Source organism: Nocardia sp. CA-119907, assembly GCF_050955995.1.
Taxonomy (GTDB): Bacteria; Actinomycetota; Actinomycetes; order Mycobacteriales; family Mycobacteriaceae; genus Nocardia.
The window spans coordinates 5,123,040-5,137,663 of the sequence record NZ_CP192091.1; the positions used below are offsets into that span (position 1 = coordinate 5,123,040).

13 protein-coding genes are annotated in these 14,624 nt (G+C 64.0%); 5 read left to right on the forward strand and 8 right to left on the reverse strand.

The window, feature by feature from the left end:
• Positions 1–21 precede the first annotated feature (21 nt).
• On the reverse strand, positions 22–588 hold the full coding sequence (locus ACQP2D_RS22430; protein ID WP_433677871.1) for a hemerythrin domain-containing protein: 567 nt from the start codon (positions 586–588) through the stop codon (positions 22–24).
• 7 nt (positions 589–595) lie between these two features.
• On the reverse strand, positions 596–2,395 hold the full coding sequence (locus ACQP2D_RS22435; protein WP_433677872.1) for a thiamine pyrophosphate-requiring protein: 1,800 nt from the start codon (positions 2,393–2,395) through the stop codon (positions 596–598).
• A 164-nt stretch (positions 2,396–2,559) separates the two neighbouring features.
• Here ACQP2D_RS22435 and ACQP2D_RS22440 point away from each other — a divergent pair, with 164 nt between their 5' ends.
• Both ACQP2D_RS22440 and ACQP2D_RS22445 read left to right on the forward strand, forming a co-directional pair.
• The gene (locus ACQP2D_RS22440) at positions 2,560–5,472 is read left to right on the forward strand and encodes an FAD-binding and (Fe-S)-binding domain-containing protein (RefSeq protein WP_433677873.1); all 2,913 of its coding nucleotides are present in this window, start codon (positions 2,560–2,562) and stop codon (positions 5,470–5,472) included.
• A complete protein-coding gene (locus ACQP2D_RS22445) occupies positions 5,472–6,620 on the forward strand; it encodes an enolase C-terminal domain-like protein (RefSeq protein ID WP_433677874.1) in 1,149 nt (382 codons plus the stop codon). Before ACQP2D_RS22440 ends, ACQP2D_RS22445 begins: the two co-directional genes overlap by 1 nt.
• Here the strand turns inward: ACQP2D_RS22445 and ACQP2D_RS22450 are convergent.
• The 4 genes from ACQP2D_RS22450 to ACQP2D_RS22465 form a co-directional block, all read right to left on the reverse strand.
• Entirely contained in the window at positions 6,576–7,544 is a 969-nt protein-coding gene (locus tag ACQP2D_RS22450) for an SDR family oxidoreductase (RefSeq protein ID WP_433677875.1), read from the reverse strand. The genes ACQP2D_RS22445 and ACQP2D_RS22450 overlap by 45 nt on opposite strands.
• Before the next feature lie 110 nt (positions 7,545–7,654).
• Positions 7,655–9,118 carry an aminotransferase class I/II-fold pyridoxal phosphate-dependent enzyme gene (locus ACQP2D_RS22455; RefSeq protein ID WP_433677876.1) on the reverse strand — a complete coding sequence of 488 codons (1,464 nt, stop codon included), beginning with the start codon at positions 9,116–9,118 and terminating at the stop codon, positions 7,655–7,657.
• A 44-nt stretch (positions 9,119–9,162) separates the two neighbouring features.
• The gene (locus ACQP2D_RS22460; protein WP_433677877.1) at positions 9,163–10,371 is read right to left on the reverse strand and encodes an AI-2E family transporter; all 1,209 of its coding nucleotides are present in this window, start codon (positions 10,369–10,371) and stop codon (positions 9,163–9,165) included.
• Between the two features lie 28 nt (positions 10,372–10,399).
• The gene (locus ACQP2D_RS22465; protein WP_433677878.1) at positions 10,400–10,729 is read right to left on the reverse strand and encodes a plasmid stabilization protein; all 330 of its coding nucleotides are present in this window, start codon (positions 10,727–10,729) and stop codon (positions 10,400–10,402) included.
• A gap of 226 nt (positions 10,730–10,955) precedes the next feature.
• Here ACQP2D_RS22465 and ACQP2D_RS22470 point away from each other — a divergent pair, with 226 nt between their 5' ends.
• The gene (locus ACQP2D_RS22470; RefSeq protein ID WP_433685737.1) at positions 10,956–11,975 is read left to right on the forward strand and encodes an iron-containing redox enzyme family protein; all 1,020 of its coding nucleotides are present in this window, start codon (positions 10,956–10,958) and stop codon (positions 11,973–11,975) included.
• Here the strand turns inward: ACQP2D_RS22470 and ACQP2D_RS22475 are convergent.
• Complete coding sequence (locus ACQP2D_RS22475) at positions 11,945–12,199, reverse strand: CDGSH iron-sulfur domain-containing protein (protein WP_433677879.1); 255 nt, start codon at positions 12,197–12,199, stop codon at positions 11,945–11,947. The two genes, ACQP2D_RS22470 and ACQP2D_RS22475, sit on opposite strands and share 31 nt — an antisense overlap.
• A 259-nt stretch (positions 12,200–12,458) precedes the next feature.
• Between ACQP2D_RS22475 and ACQP2D_RS22480 the strand changes: the two genes are divergently transcribed.
• Together ACQP2D_RS22480 and ACQP2D_RS22485 are read left to right on the forward strand one after the other, a co-directional pair.
• Complete coding sequence (locus ACQP2D_RS22480; RefSeq protein ID WP_433685738.1) at positions 12,459–13,112, forward strand: HemK2/MTQ2 family protein methyltransferase; 654 nt, start codon at positions 12,459–12,461, stop codon at positions 13,110–13,112.
• A 272-nt stretch (positions 13,113–13,384) separates the two neighbouring features.
• Positions 13,385–13,540 (forward strand): DUF6131 family protein, encoded by a 156-nt coding sequence (locus tag ACQP2D_RS22485; RefSeq protein ID WP_433677880.1) that lies wholly within the window; start codon positions 13,385–13,387, stop codon positions 13,538–13,540.
• Between the two features lie 468 nt (positions 13,541–14,008).
• Here the strand turns inward: ACQP2D_RS22485 and ACQP2D_RS22490 are convergent, their stop codons facing one another.
• Positions 14,009–14,407: a CBS domain-containing protein gene (locus tag ACQP2D_RS22490; protein ID WP_433677881.1), complete on the reverse strand. Its 399-nt coding sequence runs from the start codon at positions 14,405–14,407 to the stop codon at positions 14,009–14,011.
• Between the last annotated feature and the right edge of the window lie 217 nt (positions 14,408–14,624).

The window sequence follows — 14,624 nt, forward strand, 5'->3', positions numbered from 1 at the left end:
GCCAGCACGCCAGATCCTGGTTCACCGTTCTTGCGAGCGGGACCAATCACGCACCGCGTCGCGGGTTCGATCGAACAGTGCCAGCGGTGGGCCGCCTATCAGATTGGCCAGTGCCGATTCGCCTGCGTGCGGATGTGGACGGGTGGGCGCCACCGCCTCGGCCGCGCGCACCGACCCTGCCATGTGGGTGAGCTGGTTGACCGAGTACTGCCTGCGTAGCAAGGTGAATTCCTCGGCCTCCTCATGTGCGGCATGCGCGGCGACCGCGTCGGCGAACTCGGTGAGCTTGGAATCGAAATCGGGATGGTCGACACCGAGGTCGTAGAGTTCGGCGAGGGCGTGTTTGGCTTCGTTTTCTTCGGCCAATCTGGGTTCCACGATCTGATCGGCGCCGAATTGGGCGCGTTCGGCCACGGGGTGCACGATCTCTTCTTCAGCACTCTCGTGCACGGCCAGCAACCGCACTAGTTCGTTGAACACGTCCTGTTTGTCGTCATGTCCGGATTTCAGCTGTCCGAGCAGGGTGGTGATCTGTTCGTGTTGCGCGGTCAGCAGATCGACGACGTCCTGTTCTGTTTGCTCGTCCATCATGTCCTCACTTGTGGTGTGCGGGAATGAACTCCTGGGCTTTGGTTTTGGCGCCTTGCACCATGAGGTGCCAGGCATCGGGATCGCCTCGCAGCACCGCCTCGGCGGTGTCTTTCATCTGCTCCCACGTGGCGTGCGGTGGGATCGGGGGAACTTCGGGATCACAGCGAACGTCGAGCAGGAACGGCCGGTCGGCACGCAATGCGCTATCCCATGCCTCGCCGAGTTGGTGGGGGCTGTCGACGGCGATCGCGGCGAGTCCCGCGACACGGGCGATATCGGCGTAGGAGACGTCGGGAAGTGTTTGGGATTCCTCGAATTTGGGTGCGCCGCCCATGGCTCGCAGTTCCCAGGTGACCTGGTTCAGATCATTGTTGTGGAATACGCACACGATCAGCCGCGGGTCGGCCCAACTGGAGTAGTAGCGGGCGATGGTGAGCAACTCCGCGAGTCCGTTCATCTGCATAGCGCCATCACCGACCAGGGCGATCGCCGGGCGATCGGGATGGGCGAACTTCGCGCCGATCGCGTATGGGACACCTGGGCCCATGGTGGCCAGGGTGCCGGACAGAGAGCCGCGCATGCGGCCGCGGAACCGCAGGCAACGGGCATACCAGTTGGTGGAGGACCCCGAATCGGCGGTCACGATCGCGTCGTCAGGGATCCGCTGGGACAACTCCCACACCACACGCATCGGATTGACCGGATCGGCTTCGAGCATGGACTGTCGCTCGACCGTCTGCCACCAGTGCGAAACATTGTCCTCGATCACCTCCCGCCAGGACCGATCGGGCTTACGCTCCAGCATCGGAATCAGTTCGGCGAGTGTCGCTTTGGCGTCGCCGACGAGGTTCACCTCGGTCGGGTATCGCATTCCGATCATGGTGCCGTCGAGGTCGATCTGTACCGCGCGCGCGTGATCGAACTCGGGCATGAACTGGGTGTACGGGAAGTTGGATCCGACAATGAGCAAGGTGTCGCAGTCGCGCATGAGTTCGTAGCTGGGCCGGCTGCCGAGCAGCCCGATCGGGCCGGTGACGAACGGCAGGTCGTCGGACAGCACGTCCTTGCCGAGCAGTGCTTTCGCGATGCCCGCTCCGGTGAGTTCGGCGACCTGTACGACCTCGTCGGCGGCTGAACGCGCGCCCTGGCCGATCAGGATCGCGACCCGCGATCCGGCATTGATGATCTCGGCGGCGTGCTGGATCTCGGCGCGCGGCGGTATCACCGTCGCCGCCGTCGTGCCGGCCGCTGGAGGGCTCGAGGGCACCTGTTTGAAAGCATGAGTCGGCGGCGCGTAGGGCTCTTCCTGCAGGTCGGAGGGGATGATGACCGCGGTCGGGGCATGTCGGGTCAGCGCGGTGCGGAAGGCGCGGTCGAGCGCGTTGGGCAGCTGGCTGGACACATTGACCTCGACCAGATAGTCGGCCGCGACATCCTTGAACAGGCTTTGCAGATCCACTTCCTGCTGATAGCTGCCGCCCATTGCGCTGCGCGCGGTCTGCCCGACGATCGCGACAACCGGAACATGGTCGAGTTTGGCGTCGTACAACCCATTGAGAAGGTGAATGGCTCCAGGTCCCGATGTCGCCGTGCAGACACCGACTTTGCCGCTGAACTTTGCGAATCCGGTAGCTTGGAACGCTGCCATCTCCTCATGCCTCGCCTGAATGAACGCGGGTTTGTTGTCGGCGCGCCCGAATGCGGCGACGAGCCCGTTGATGCCGTCACCGGGGTATCCGAACACCTGCTCGACGCCCCATTCCCGCAGCCGCCGCACGATATGGTCAGCGACCTGCTGTGTCATGGTCCGCTCCTCGCAGTGGGTGGTATGGGTTTCCACCTCCGCGTACCCGGATCTTTACCGCGCAATCAGTGGGTGTGTCCGGTGGACTGCCGGGTATTCGCCAGCTGACCACCTGCCAGGTCGACAGCACGGCAGGCGGACCGACGCGAAGAGAGGTGCGGAGAATGCCCCGACAGCCCGATCGCTCACCGCATTCGCGGGCCTCCACTACCAGGAATGCGTTGCCGTTCGATGCGGTTGCCACCGCTTTGGCCGACGCCATCGACGGTGAGGTGCGTTTCGATCCCGGTAGTCGGGCCGCGTATTCGACAGACGCGTCGAACTATCGGGCGCTGCCCTACGGTGTGGTCGTGCCGCGCACGCCGGAGGACGCCGCCGCGGCGATCGGCGTGTGCGCCGAGCACGATATGCCGGTGCTGTCGCGTGGGGGCGGGACGAGTCTGGCCGGGCAATGCTGCAACACCGCGGTCGTCATCGACTGGAGCAAGTACTGCGACAGAATCGTCTCGGTCGATGCATCTGCTCGGACAGCGATTGTCGAACCCGGGATCAGCTTGGATCGGCTCAACGAGAGACTGGCCACCGCTGATCTCATGGTCGGGCCGAAGCCCTCGACCCACGTCAGCTGCACGATCGGCGGGATGATCGGCAACAATTCCTGTGGCTCGACCGCACAGGCCTACGGAAAGATGGTCGATTCGGTCCGCCGACTGGAGATCCTGACCTACGACGGAACCAGAGCCTGGGTCGGCAAAGGCGACGATATCGTGTCCGCCGACGACCGAGTCGCCGAGCTCGTCACCGGGTTGCGATCGATCCGGGACCGCTACGCCGACGAGATCCGGGCGGCCTATCCGGATATTCCGCGGCGAGTGTCGGGCTACAACCTCGATTCACTGCTTCCGGACAACGGTTTCGATCTTGCCAAGCTGCTGGTCGGCAGCGAAAGCACACTGGTGACTGTGCTGCGCGCCGAACTCGACCTCGTGCCGCGCCCCACCGCCGCCGCCCTCGTGGTACTCGGATATGAGGATGTCTACGCCGCCGCCGACGCGGTGCCGGTCGTGCTGCACCACCACCCGTCCGCACTCGAGGGGATCGACCACCGGCTTGTCGAACTCGAGCACAGCAAGCACCTCGCAGAAGCTGCGATCCACCAGCTACCACCCGGAAAGGGTTGGCTGATGGCACAATTCGACGGCACCGACCAGGACGAGGCCGATGCGAAGGCCGACGCGATGATCGCGGATGCGCGCAGGCGAACCAATGCAACCGCGACCGTGCTCGACAACCCGCGCCGAGAGGCCGAGCTCTGGGCCGCACGCGAAGCCGGTCTCGGCGCCACCGCGTATCCGCCCGATTCCCCGGAAACCCATGAAGGGTGGGAGGACGCAGCGGTGGCACCCGAACGGCTCGGGAGCTACCTGCGCGATTTCGAGCAGCTCCTCACCGAGTTCGGTTACGAATCCAGCTCGCTGTACGGGCATTTCGGACACGGCTGTGTGCATACCAGGATCCCTTTCGACCTGCGCACGGCCGCCGGAATCGTGAACTACCGTGCCTTCGCCGAAGCCAGCGCGCGGCTGGTGGCGCGCCACGGTGGTTCGCTGTCCGGCGAGCACGGCGATGGCCAGTCCCGCGCCGAACTGCTGCCGATCATGTTCGGTGACCGCATCGTCGCCGCCTTCGGCGAGCTCAAACGGCTATTCGACCCGCGAAATCGAATGAATCCAGGAAAGATCGTCGATCCGCACTCGCTGGATGCCGACTTACGCGAAGGCACTTCGTATCGCCCCTGGGAACCACCGACCCACTTCGCGTTTCCCGACGACGATCATCGCTTCAGCATCGCGGCGAATCGCTGCGTCGGCGTCGGGAAATGCCGCGGCGACAGCGGCGGCGTGATGTGCCCGAGTTACCGTGCCACCCGCGAAGAGGAACACTCGACGCGCGGGCGGGCTCGGCTGTTGTTCGAAATGCTCCAGGGTGAGGTCATCACCGACGGGTGGCGCTCCACAGAGGTCCGAGACGCCCTCGATTTGTGTCTGGCGTGCAAGGGCTGTCGCAGTGACTGTCCCGTCGATGTGGACATGGCTACCTATAAGGCCGAGTTCCTGGCGAACCACTATCGGCACCGGCTTCGTCCGACCGCGCACTATTCGATGGGCTGGATTCCGTTGTGGGCGCGGTTGGCCGCCAGCATGCCCGGTTTCGTCAACGCGCTCACTCATGCGCGCGGCATGCGCGGACTGATCAGCCGTGCCGCCGGCATTGATCCGCGACGCGAGATGCCGCGATTCGCTGCGGCACGCTTCACTGAAACCTTCCAGCCCACAGCGGAGCCCAGAGCCCGCGCGACAGTGTTGCTGTGGCCGGACACCTTCACCAACAACTTCGAGCCCGGTATTGCCCACGCGGCCGTCACCGTGCTGGAAGCGGCTGGTTTCCGTGTCGAGATTCCCGAGCATGCCGTGTGCTGCGGTCTCACGCTGATCTCCACCGGCCAGCTGCCCACCGCGAAACGAGTCCTGCGTCGCACCCTGCGACTGTTGCGACCACAACTCCGCGCGGGCACACCGATCGTGGTCCTGGAGCCCAGCTGTGCCGCGGTGTTCCGATCGGATCTGCCCGAACTCCTCTACGGGGACGAGGACGCACACCGTTTGGCGGGACAGACGCACACCCTCGCCGAGGTTCTCGCCGGGCACGCATCCGACTGGTCTCCGCCGCAAATGACCGGATCCGCTCTGGCGCAACCACATTGCCACCATCACGCGATTCTGCGTTACGAACACGACCGCGAACTATTGGAAGCCACCGGACTCGAACTGGACATCCTCGACGCCGGATGCTGTGGGCTGGCAGGGAATTTCGGGTTCCAGCGCGGCCACTACGATGTATCGGTTGCCTGCGCCGAAGACCAGCTCATGCCGGCCATCCGAGCGCGCGCACCCGAAACCCTGGTGCTGGCAGATGGTTTCAGTTGCCGAACCCAGATCCACCACCTCGCCCCCGAGATAGCGCCGTTGCACACAGCCGAGGTGCTCGCCGAGGCGATCCGGCTGCGGGAATCGTGATGAGTATCCGAATCGGATCAGACATCACCGTGGCCACGTACCGGTTCCCAACACCGTATCCCGAGGCCGATGGCACCCTTTCCTGGGATTCGACCACCGCGGTGCTCGTCTCGATACCCGCAGGCGAGCAGCGCGGTATCGGCTGGACCTACAGCAGTCCCGCCGCGGCTGTGGTGATCGAGCAGCATCTGGCGCCATTGCTGCGCGGACGTCCAGCAGCTGACGTCACCGCCTGTTGGATCGAAATGTGCCGCGCCTGTCGTAATTTCGGCTTCACCGGAGTAGTCGCGCACGCGGTGAGCGCGGTCGACATCGCCATGTGGGATCTGAAAGCTCGGCTGCTGGGAGTGCCGCTGACCACATTGTTCGGCGCCGTGCGTCCGGCGACGCCGGTCTACGGGTCCGGCGGCTTCACCACCCTTACCGACGACCAGCTCGCAGCGCAGATCATCGACTGGCGGTCCGCCGGCTGCACCGCGATGAAGATCAAGATCGGAGCTCGGTTCGGCGCCGAAATCACCCGCGATCTCGAACGCATCACTCGCACACGACAACTCGCCGGTGCGCACACCCGAATCATGGTCGATGCCAATGGCGCCTACACCGTCGGACAGGCGCGCCGCGTCGGCGCCGACCTCGACAGGCTCGGCGTCGAGTGGTTCGAAGAACCGGTCAGCAGCGACGACCTGAAAGGCCTCCAAGCCGTCCGCAACAGCGTCCGATGTGACATCGCAGCCGGAGAATACGTCTACACCAGCTACGACGCGGCCGCCCTGATCGACGTGGTGGACTGCCTCCAACTCGATGTCACCCGCTGCGGTGGCTACACCGGCTTCCTGCGCTGTGCGGCGCTGGCCGCAGCGCACGGAACCGAAGTCTCCGCGCACTGCGCGCCGTCGCTGCACGCACCGATCGCCGCCGCCGTACCCAATCTCAGGCATGTCGAATGGTTCGCCGATCACGCGCGCCTCGAACCCCAGCTCGTCGACGGCACGCCACCGGTCACGCACGGACTGTTGACCGCAGCAGCGCGAGACGGACAAGATCCCGGCGACACACACGGGCACGGTATGCGGCTCGCGCAGACCGCCGCGCGCTATCTACTACCGTCGCCCGCTGCCGATGAGCGAGGCGAACCGTCTGGCTAGCCACGCCTGTGGACTGCGGGAATGGGCCGAGTCGTCGAAAACGCCGTGCGCGCCGAAGTCATGGCCATCGGCGCTGTCCGACGGCGTCCACAGATTACCTGCGCGTTCACCGATTTCCCGATCGGTTTGCTGGGAGGAATAGCCGGTGCGCGCGAGATACCTATCCAACAGCGCGGGGGCGATGCGCTGCCCGAGCACCGTTCCCACGGTGCTCGCACCAACCCAATACTGTTTGCGCCGTGGATGATCCGCGGCGAAAACGATCGTGCGGGCCACCACCTCGGGCTGGAAGATCGGCGGCACCGGCCGAGGGTGCATGGTCAACCGGGAACGGACCCACGAGAACTGCGGTGTGTTCACCGCCGGCGCCTGCACAACGGTGATATGCACATCGCTGTGTTCGTGCATGAGCTCCACCCGCACCGACTCGACGAACCCGTTCACCGCGTGCTTGGCGCCGCAATACGCCGACTGCAACGGAATCGCCCTGCTCCCCAACGCGGAACCGACCTGCACGATCACACCGCGATCCCGCGCGCGCATCCGAGCGAGCGCAGCCATCGTGCCGTGCACCGAGCCCAGATATGTCACCTCGGTGACCCTGCGGAACTCCGCAGGCGTGATCCGTTGAAACGGCGCGAACACCGAGGTGAAAGCCGAGTTCACCCACACATCGATCGGACCCAGCTCCGCCTCGGCTCGCGTGGCCGCCGCATCCACCGCCGCGAAGTCGGCGACATCGGTACACAGCGTCAATGCGCGACCGCCCATCGCGCGCACCTCCTCGGCGGCGGCATCCAGCCCGGCGCTGCCACGCGCCATCAGCGCAATATCGGCACCCGCGCGGGCAAATTGGCGAGCGACGGCACGACCGATACCGCCGCTGGCGCCAGTGATCACCACAACCTTCGGCGAGCGCGTCATCGTCATTCCTCTCCCGTCAGACTCTCGACAGTCATCCCCCGCGCCGACTCGGTTGTACCGGCCGCATAAATTGCGTCACCCAGTTGGCGCATCGGTCGAACAGCATGCGTTCACTCGGCGACCACCCGAATCGTCTCGATGGCCGGGTCCGCGGCGTCGGGAACAACCATGCCCGCTCCGACCCCGGTTTTCAGATACTCGAGGATGGCTGCGTTGATCCGTTCCCCGGGAACGACAACCGGGATCCCGGGCGGATACGGCGTGATCTGTTCGGCGGCAAGACGCCCAACCGCTCGATCGACCGCTACCGTCTCCACTCGTCCGAAGAAGGCATCCCTCGGCGACATCACCGTTTCCAACTCCAGCTCTTGCGGGTGCGGAAGTCGAATCGGATTCGGTGTGGGCAGATCCGGCGCCGCGCGCGTGAAAGCGGCCAGCGCCTCCACCAGCCGTTGGCCGGTAGCTGCGTCATCGGCAATCGATATCGTGGCGAGAACTCGTCGGTGATCGCTCAAACCCACGTCCACCCGGCGATGTTCACGCAGCCAGTCAGCGCATTGATAGCCACTCACTCCGAGTTCGGAGACATCGATGAGGATCTGCAGCCGGTCCAGATCATCGGAGGCCTCCCTGCCCAGCAGTTCGTCCCCGAGAACACGCAGCCCCGGCATTCGGCCAATGGTGTCGCGCAAGGTCTCCGACAGCCTGAGCGCCGCGGTGAGCAGTTCGTTTCCGCGCTCGACCATCTGCCGACGCCAGCCATCGAGCGCCGCGTAGACAAGTACGTTCGGACTCGTCGTCATCAGCAGATCCGCGCACTCGGACAACCGGATTCGATCGACGAGATCGCCGCGCAGGTGAAAGACCGAGCCCTGTTCGAATCCCGCTCCCATCTTGTGCACGCTCACCACACACACGTCGGCGCCGGCATCCATTGCCCACGTGGGCAATTCATCATGGAACGGCAGATGCGCGCCCCAAGCTTCGTCGATGATGAGCGGCTTACCGCGCTCGTGGCACACCTCGGCGATGCCGCTGATATTCGCGCACGTCCCGTATGGGCTGGGGCTGACGACCAGCGCGGCGGCCGCGTCCGGATACCGCTCCCAGGTTTCGCGGACCGCTTCCGGTGACGGGGGATGCGACAGGTGAAGCTCGGCATCCCAGCGTGGCGTGATCCACCGGGGTTGTACTCCGGCGAAGATCAGGCCGGCAACGATGGACTTGTGGCTGTCGCGCCCGACGAGCAGTCCCTCACTTCCCGCGCCCACGACCGCGAGCATGGCGGCCTTCACCGACAGCGAACTGCCGCACGTCGAAAAGAAGGCGTAGTCGGCGCCGACCGCATCCGCCATCAACTCCTCGGCCTGCGCCAAGTAGCCGCCACTTGCTTTCCGATCATCGAGTCCGCTGTTGCTGACGACATCCGAACGGAAGGCGTCGGCGCCGAGGATCCCGCGCACCCGCTCGTCGACGCCGCGGCCCTGCCGATGTCCGGGCGGAGTGAAGCCGTAGCGGTCGAGGCGATGGTATTCGCCGAGCGCCTCCAACAGCGGAGCTCGAGCATGATCCATGAACCAGCACTACCCGCCTCGGCAACCGGCAAACGGCGCGATACCTAACGCTCATCCAGAGACGGCAATACCGTTTCACTGATGATCAGCAGCACCGCGGCGGCCACCGGGATGGCGAGCAGCGCACCGACGATCCCGAGCAACGCGCCGCCGAGCAGAACCGCCACCACCGTCACGACCGGCGGCACCCGCACCGTTCTGCCGATAATTCTGGGCACGAGCAGATAGTCCTCTAACAACCGCAAGACGATGAAGAAGATGATGGTGGCCACACTGACGGGCAGGGACACGGTGAGCGCGACCAGGGCCACGATGGTCCCGGCCAGGGTGGAACCCACGATCGGGATCAAGTCCAGGACGCCGACCAGGACGGCCAGCAACAGCGCGTAGGGCACGTCGAAGGTCAGCAGCCAAATGAAGGTCAACACCGCAGTTATCACCGAAATGGCCAAATTTCCGAGGATGTAGCCGCCGACCTTCACGAAGATCTCATCGCCGATCAGGATCGCCCGCGGTCGGCGCGAGCGCGGAAACAGCCGGTATATCGAAGCGCGAACCTGTACGAAATTGGCCATGAAATAGCCGGTCAGCACCGCGACGATCACCGTTCCGCTGACGATGCTGAACACGAGGCGGCCGGCGCCGAGGACACCACCGGCCAGTTTGGACGGATCGGACCCGAGCCCTTGCCGGGCCCGATCCTGCAGATGGAAGTGAGTGTTGAGCGTGTTGATGAGCGGATAGCGTTGCGCAAGGTGGTCGACGTAGTCCGGAGCATTGTGGACCAGCGCGCTGCCTTGGGTGACCAGCGGAGGTATCGCCACCGCGAGGAACCCGGCCAGTAAGCCGATCGCGATCACGAACACCGCGGCCACGGCGGCCCATCGCGGAAACCACGGCCGAACCAGCCACGACACGACAGGTTCCAGACCTATTGCCAGAAACAGCGCGACGACGATCAAGACCAGCACTTGACTGGCGGCGATCACCGCTTGGATCGCGCCGTAGGTCACCGCGACTCCGGCCGCGCCCGCCATGCCGACCATGAACGGCGATCGCGGATCGAATCGTCGCCCTGGCTTGCCCAGCGGGTTCTGTGTCGTGCTGGCCCGCGCTGCCGCCGCCTCCGCGGAAATGATCGGTCCGCCTTCGTCGGGGGTGTGCGGTTGCGCGACCAGGTCGGTGTGGCCGTGCTCCGCGCCGTCGGGGGTGTGGCGGTCCTCGGTGCGACCTCGATCGGTGTCTTCGTTCATCGGGTGGATCCCTGGGGTTGCGACCCGATCAGTCGCGGCCCAGCGCTCGCGCAAGTTGGCCCTTGGTCATCTTCGAGCGACCCTCGATCTTGCGCTTTTTCGCCTCGTTGTACAGCTGATCACGGGTCGGTCCCTTCGGGCGATTGGTTCCCGACCGCAGACCACCACGGCGCTGCGGCGACATGTCCCGCACCGAGGACCGACTGGCGGTCTCGGCTTCCCCGGACTGGGCACGGTTCTTGTTCACCGTGCGCGCCGCGATCTCCTCCGCCCGTCGGCTGGACGCACCCTGCTCTTTCTCCGAATCCCTGATGTGCTCGAACTGCCGCTCCCGCTTGTCCGACCATGCCTTCGGCATGTCCATCACCTCCTGTGCCGCGAATACCCCCACTCAGCCGCCGAAACATCGGCACTGCTTGCTGGGGTTCCCACACCGCGCAACTCCCACGAATGGGTCTATCGTCGTTGCCGATTTCGCGTCGCCCTCGCCCAGCATCTGTCGGTCGGCTGGAGAAGCGAACGGCTGCGGGTGGTCGCTTTGTCTGTCGAATGATAGAAGCGCTGGGAGCGGGTATCCGCAAGTCATGGCTTCTGCGATCGGTAGCGACTCTCGGATTCTTCCGCAACCGCGTGGTGAGATTTCTGCCGCGATTGTGGATTTATTGCGTGGTGCCAGTGACTCGGTGCCGAGGCTCGGTGCCGTGGATCCGTATGGGGAGGATCTGCATTTGGCCTTGTACACGTGTTATGAGCTGCACTATCACGGTTTCGAGTCGGTGAGCGACGGATGGGAGTGGGATCCGGGGCTGCTGCGCTTGCGCGCGGAGATGGAGAGCGCGTTTCTCGATGCACTGCGCCGTGAGGTGTCCGGCGGAAACGATATCGACGGGGAACTGGAACAGTTGCTGGTGGAGCCGATCGAAGGGACCGGTGTGTCCGCCTATTTGCGTGATGTGGGTGAATGGTGGCAGATGCGGGAGTATTTCGTGCAGCGGTCGATCTATCACCACAAGGAGGCCGACCCGCAGGCATGGGTGATTCCACGTTTGCGCGGTCAAGCCAAGGCTTCTCTGGTCGCTGTCGAGTTCGATGAGTTCGGCGGCGGTCGCGGCGAGCGTGTGCACGCGCAGTTGTACGCCGATCTGCTCGCCGGGGCCGGACTGAACCCGGCGTACCTTCATTACCTCGACTTTGTCCCGGCACCGATGCTTGCCGTGGTGAACATGATGTCGCTGTTCGGCTTGCATCGAGAGTTGCGTGGGGCGTTGGTGGGACATTTCGCCACGGTCGAGATCGTCTCGCCGCCCGGCTCGCAGCGCATGGTGGACGCCTTGCAGCGGCTGCAGGCCGATCCGGCCTGTCTACGGTTCTACCTGGAACATATCGAGGCCGACGCGGTGCACGAACAAGTCATGCGCCGCGATGTCATCGGCGATCTCCTGCGTCGCCAGCCGGATCTCACCGCTTCGGTGGTATTCGGAATCCAGGCAACTAATCTTCTGGAAGACCGCTTCGCCGAGCACGTCCTCGAACGCTGCTGGGCCGAGGGGCACAGTTCGCTGCGGGAAACCGGTCAGGAGTCCGGGCGGGCGTGTTTGCGGTGACTGGTGTCGCAGAACGGAAATGCCTTGCTGCGACGGCACATGCACATCGCAACGACGAACCGGTCGGACGTCACGACCGTGCCATTCTCGGTCACCATTTCGACAGGACCTTCCACCAGCGCGGGGCCACCCGGAACAAAGGTGATCCGACGCCGGTCGCGATGAGAAGGATCCTTGTGAGTCATCGACCTTCGAATACCTCGTTGTAGGGCGACGAAACACATCGCGATGACCGAATTCGACGTTTCTCGGCGCTCTCCGACAAGTCGGCCTGGCGTGCCGGACGACCGACTCTCGGTTTTGGTGATCGAACAGCGGGAATACAACAAATCAACTCCGGACTACGTGCCCGGACCGATGAGTCCATTCCGAGGATCTGTCATGGCAACCACGGACGACGTGACCAGTCAGCAGCAACAGCTCACAGCTGGTCAGAACGTTATCGGTTCGCGTTGCGGAGAATCGCGTGATCGCGCCGCGACAATGCGCTTGCTGCGATGTCCTGGCGTGTACCGACCACAGGGCGATACCTGGCTGCTGGTTCGGGCATTGGCCGATGCGCAGCTTCCACGATGGTCGCGCGTGCTCGATATATGCACCGGCACGGGAGCGGTGGCGATCGCCGCGGTTCGGGCTGGCGCGAGAGCAGTGACCGCTGTCGACGTATCGCGGTCGGCGATATGCTCAGCGTGGCTCAATAGTCGGCTGCGCGGCCTGCCCATCGAGCTGATTCATGGAGATTTCGCAGAGGTGCTTCCTGGTCGCAGGTTCGATGTTGTGCTGGCAAATCCGCCGTACGTGCCCTGCGCCGAACCCGAATCGTTCGCCAGGTCCCGAGCGTGGAACGGCGGGCCGGACGGCCGCAGCCTACTGGACAAACTGTGTTCGATGCTGCCGGATGTGTTGGCGCCCGGCGGGATCGCACTGATCGTCCACTCGGCGCTGGCGAATGGGAAGATGACAGTAGAGCGATTACGCGACAGCGGATTGACGACCGCCGTAGTCGCCAGACAGATGATTCCATTCGGGCCGGTACTGCGGCGACATACCGAATGGCTCGAGCGCGGCGGCTTGATTGCTCCCGGTCAATGCGAAGAAGAACTGCTCGTGATCCGCGCCGACCACACCAACTACTGAACGAATAGCCGAACGATCTCTATCCGTTGCATACGAGCACGAACGCACTGCCGAGCCGCGACTTCGATAAACAGGGGTGTACATCTCTGATTTTGAGGCGTCTACTGGAATACGTAGGACATCGGGTTGACCATCGTTGCTTTGTTCTTCCCATGGCCGTGGTCGGGTGGGCGTGGTGAGCGGTACTGGCATTGCGCACCCGATCGATCGATAGGAGCACCGGAGGGTTCTCGCGGCCCTTCGGGCAGAGTAGCGAAACCAGGTAGTTGGCCATGATCGTTCTCGGAGTCATCCTTCTTATAGTTGGGTTCATATTCAGTATCCCGATCCTCTGGACGATCGGGATCGTGGTTCTCGTCATCGGGCTCGTATTACTGCTGTTGGGGTCGACGGGCCGCGCCGTCGGCGGCCGACGCCATTACTACTGACCCCTGGATCGAATTCGCGCTCTGACCTGGTCGCCGTGTTACCGCTGTCATCTGAGCATGCTCGGCGTCGCAGTCGACCAGGTCCAGAGTTCGCTTCACCGTCATCCACCGAACTCGGCGACACTGTCGACGATCATGCGCGGCTCGATCCGCTCGCACTGGCACCGCCACTCAGCCTGCTCCGCACATGCCGCGAGGGCGCACGTAGCTGGCCGGAATTTATTCTGCCGCAACCGGAATCATATCCTCACCCGCACTCCCGATCAGCGGACCGAGCGCCCATCGACGGCACAGCTTGTCAGGCGAGTTCTCGCGGCGGCTGTCCGCGCCGATCACTTGCTCCCGCAGCTTGTTCAGAGTCCTGGTGAGAAGACGTGAGACCTGCATCCGAGAAACGCCAGTCACTGAATGCGGAAATTCGCTGGCGTTTCCCGAATTACACCCGACGGCAAACTGATTCAGCCACGATCAGAAATCTGTCGAAACAACTTCCACCATGTTGCCCGACTCGGCGTTGTCGATGGCGGTGGCGATGTCGGCTTGGGCAACAATTCCGACCAAGCGGTCGCTTTCCAATACAGGTACGCGTCGTATTTGATGCTGCGCCATGACCGAAACGACCTTGCGCACGTCGTCGGTCACATCGACGCTGATCGGGACTCCTTCTCCGAGTTCGCCCGCCCGGACGCCCAATGGATCTTTACGTTGCGCGATCACCTTCACCACGATATCGCGATCGGTGAGCATGCCTTTTAGTCGATTGTCCTCGCCGCAGATCGGCAGCGAACCGACATTCAACTCCGCCATCCGCTGCGCGGCCGCGACAACGGAGTCACTGCTCCGCACGCACTCCACGCCCGCGGTCATGATTTCTCGCGCTGTAGTCATTAGCAATCCTCCAGTGTCGTTGCTCGAGTCCCGAAACCGCCCACGGTCCCGGCGTCTCGTTGTCGCCTACCCGGGTTTCCGGCCGAATAACGCAGACGATGATCCGATATCGGCGGCTACACGTGTTTCGCTGCACGGACGGGGCAAAACCGGAGCTTGGAAACTCCCCGTCCGTTCGCGTTCTCGTGTTATCCAT

Bases quoted from the DNA above. Each gene is read 5' to 3' on its own strand.
- ACQP2D_RS22430 (WP_433677871.1), bottom strand. From the start codon at position 588: ATGGACGAGCAAACAGAACAGGACGTCGTCGATCTGCTGACCGCGCAA.
- ACQP2D_RS22435 (WP_433677872.1), bottom strand. From the start codon at position 2,395: ATGACACAGCAGGTCGCTGACCATATCGTGCGGCGGCTGCGGGAATGG.
- ACQP2D_RS22440 (WP_433677873.1), top strand. From the start codon at position 2,560: ATGCCCCGACAGCCCGATCGCTCACCGCATTCGCGGGCCTCCACTACC.
- ACQP2D_RS22445 (WP_433677874.1), top strand. From the start codon at position 5,472: ATGAGTATCCGAATCGGATCAGACATCACCGTGGCCACGTACCGGTTC.
- ACQP2D_RS22450 (WP_433677875.1), bottom strand. From the start codon at position 7,544: ATGACGCGCTCGCCGAAGGTTGTGGTGATCACTGGCGCCAGCGGCGGT.
- ACQP2D_RS22455 (WP_433677876.1), bottom strand. From the start codon at position 9,118: ATGGATCATGCTCGAGCTCCGCTGTTGGAGGCGCTCGGCGAATACCAT.
- ACQP2D_RS22460 (WP_433677877.1), bottom strand. From the start codon at position 10,371: ATGAACGAAGACACCGATCGAGGTCGCACCGAGGACCGCCACACCCCC.
- ACQP2D_RS22465 (WP_433677878.1), bottom strand. From the start codon at position 10,729: ATGCCGAAGGCATGGTCGGACAAGCGGGAGCGGCAGTTCGAGCACATC.
- ACQP2D_RS22470 (WP_433685737.1), top strand. From the start codon at position 10,956: ATGGCTTCTGCGATCGGTAGCGACTCTCGGATTCTTCCGCAACCGCGT.
- ACQP2D_RS22475 (WP_433677879.1), bottom strand. From the start codon at position 12,199: ATGTGTTTCGTCGCCCTACAACGAGGTATTCGAAGGTCGATGACTCAC.
- ACQP2D_RS22480 (WP_433685738.1), top strand. From the start codon at position 12,459: ATGCGCTTGCTGCGATGTCCTGGCGTGTACCGACCACAGGGCGATACC.
- ACQP2D_RS22485 (WP_433677880.1), top strand. From the start codon at position 13,385: ATGATCGTTCTCGGAGTCATCCTTCTTATAGTTGGGTTCATATTCAGT.
- ACQP2D_RS22490 (WP_433677881.1), bottom strand. From the start codon at position 14,407: ATGACCGCGGGCGTGGAGTGCGTGCGGAGCAGTGACTCCGTTGTCGCG.